At 70.9% G+C, this 2818-nt stretch carries 2 protein-coding genes; both read right to left on the reverse strand.

The genetic code is table 11. The annotated features are described in order from the left end of the window. Positions 1-2601: PAS domain S-box protein (locus tag VF697_RS26770; protein ID WP_331099558.1), on the reverse strand; the 2601-nt coding region annotated here is incomplete at its 3' end. A 57-nt stretch (positions 2602-2658) separates the two neighbouring features. Then, positions 2659-2818 (reverse strand): ATP-binding protein (locus VF697_RS26775; protein ID WP_331099559.1); only part of this gene is annotated, 160 nt, incomplete at its 5' end.

Consider the following 2818-nt stretch of genomic DNA (forward strand, 5'->3'; position numbering starts at 1 on the left):
CGTCCCCTCCCGCGCGTGCCTCAGCGCGTTGGACAGCAGGTTGGAGAGCACCTGGCGCATGCGCGGCCCGTCCCACCACCCCTCGCACTGCGCTTCGGCCTCCAGCTGGATGTCCCGGCTCGCGTGCGTCACCGTGAACTCGTCGATGACCTCGCGGCACAGCACCACCAGGTCGTTCGGCCGGCGCTCCAGCGGAATGCCTCCGCCCAGCCGCCCTCGCGTGAAGTCGAGCAGGTCGGAGATCATCTTCCCCATGACGTCCGCGCTCGCGCCGATGCGCCCGGTCATGCGCAGCAGCACCTCCGGGGTGGGCCGCTCCAGACGCTGCAACGTGCGAGCCCCCAGCGCGATGGCCTGCAAGGGGTTGCGCAGGTCATGGCTCACCACCCCGAGGAACTGCTGCTCCAGCTCCTCGCGACGCCGGGACTCCTCGTAGAGCCGGGCCCGCTCCAGGGCCTGCGCTCCCAGTCGGCAGAGCGACTCCAGGTGTGCCTTCTCCCTCGCGCTGAAGCGGCGCGGCGTGGGGAAGCTCAACCCCAGCACCCCCACCACCCGCTCCCCACTCACCAGCGGGAGGCAACCCCAGGAGCGACTCCGGCTGTCGCCTATCCGCTGAGCGAGCTCGGGCCACTCCCGTGCGAAGGCCTCGAACGATTCGACCCACACCGCCCGCCCTGTGCGCGCCGCCACCCCGAGAGGCGCGGGCACGGAGAGCGGCGTCCGGCCGTAATCGCGGACGAGCGCCTCCGAATACCCGAGGCTGCCCAGCACGAGCAGCTCCTCGCCCACCACCTGATTGACGGTGCCGGCGTGGGCGTCCAGGGACTTCAACCCGTGCTCCACCAGCGCCTCGGCCACCTGCTTCGGGGTGAGCGCGAGGGAGAGGGCGGCGGTGGTGGCCTGGAGGGCCACGGCATGCTGCTCGGCCAGCTTGCGCTCGGTGATGTCCAGAAAGGTGCCCAGCAGGCGGACCCGTCCATCCGCACCGACGCGAGCCCTGCCCCGCGAGGACAACCACCGCAGCACGCCCCCATCCCCCTGCCCCACGGCCCGGTACTCGGACCGATAGACCCCACCGTTCTCTCCGGAGAAGGCACGCCGGGCCTCCGCATCCACTCGCACGAGGTCATCCGGATGGACGCACTCGAGCCACCTGTCCAGGTTCGCTTCCGCCTCGGGAGGCAGCCCGAACAGCTCCTTGGCGCGAGTGTCCCACACCAGCTCCTTCGTGCCCGGGTCGTAGCTCCACACCCCGAGCGCGGTGGCATCCAGCGCCAGCCGCAGCCGCTCCTCGCTCAACCGCAGTGACTCCTGCGTGGCCTTCTGCTCGGAGATGTCCTCCAGCATCAACACGCCGGCGACGACATGACCCTCCGCATCCCGCACGGGCGCGGCACACGCCTGGGTGAGCCGGGTCGAGCCGTCGTCGCGACGGACGACGAGCTCCTCCGTCACCGCCTCGCCCTGGCGCAGCGCGCGCACCAGCGGCAGCTCCTCGCGCTGATAGGGGCGGCCGTCCAGGTGCTCGACGAGGTGCATGCGCAAGGCCTCCAGGCTCCGCTCCGCCTTCACCCCGAGGAGGGAGGTCATCCGCTCATTGCTCAGCAACGTCCGCCCGGAGGACGCCTCGGTAATGAGGACTCCCATGGGCATCTGCTGGAGCACGGCGTTGAGCAGCCGCTCCTTGGACTCCAGCTCCCCCATGAGCTGCGTCAGTCGACGCTCGGCCTGCTGACGCGCGGTGACGTCCACCACCAGCGTCACCCCCTGCTGGGGTGCGTCCTCGAACGCCGCGCCGCCCAGGATGACGTCCAGCCGCGTGCCGTCCTGGCGGAGGAATTGCTTCTGCCTCAGCTCACCCACGCCCCGGGCGAACAACACCTGGAGGCTCTGGCGATCCTGCTCCGCCCACTCCGGCGGCGTCATCCTCCGCCAGTCGAGTCGGCCCCGCGCCAGGTCCTCGCGCGTGTAGCCCACCATGGACAGGAAGGTGTCGTTGGCCTCCAGGATGGAGCCGTCCTCGTCCCAATAGAAGGTCCCCACCACGCCGGACTCGGTGAGCCGCCGCGCCCGGGCCTGGCTCCTGTCCAGCTCTCGCTGGAGCCGGGCCTGCTCGGCCTGGGCCTCCTCGCGCTCGCGCTGCCGGGCCTGCTCCGCGCGCCGCATGCGCACCAGGGCCCACGTCTGCGCCACCAGGTGCTTGGGCTCGATGGGCTGGGGGATGTAGCCGTCCGCCCCATCCTCGAACAGCCGCGCCTCCAGCTCCTCGTCCCGCAGGAGCGCGGAGATGTAGAGCACGGGGATGGCGGCGGTGGTGGGAGAGGCCTTGAGCTGGTGGCAGACCTCGAAGCCACTCATGTCGGGCAGGCGCACATCGAGCACCACCACGTCTGGCTTCAGTGCCGCCGCCGCGAGGGCCTCCTGGCCCGTCGACGCCTCCAACACCTGCATGCCCGCCCGGCGCAGGGCCTTGACGATGACGTACCGCTTGGCCTCCGAGTCGTCGACGACCAGGACCTGCCCCTCCAACCGGGGGGTCGATACCGGCGCCTCATGCGTCCCGTCCGGAGGAACGAGGGTCAGGTTCTTGTTGCTCGACACGGAAGACTCCTTTTCCTTCACCTGGACCTGGGGCCCCCACGGGTCCCTGGCGCTCCACTACACCGCGCGAGGCACCCGCACCGTGAAGGAGGTGCCCGCCTCACCCGTGGACACCTCCACCTTCCCGCCGTGCCCCACCACCACCTGGTGCACGATGTAGAGCCCCAGCCCCAGGCTCCCCGCCGGTCGGAACTTCGAGTTGCCCCGGCGGAACGGG

This window comes from Archangium sp. (genome assembly GCF_036388035.1).
In the GTDB taxonomy this organism is placed as follows: Bacteria; Myxococcota; Myxococcia; order Myxococcales; family Myxococcaceae; genus Archangium.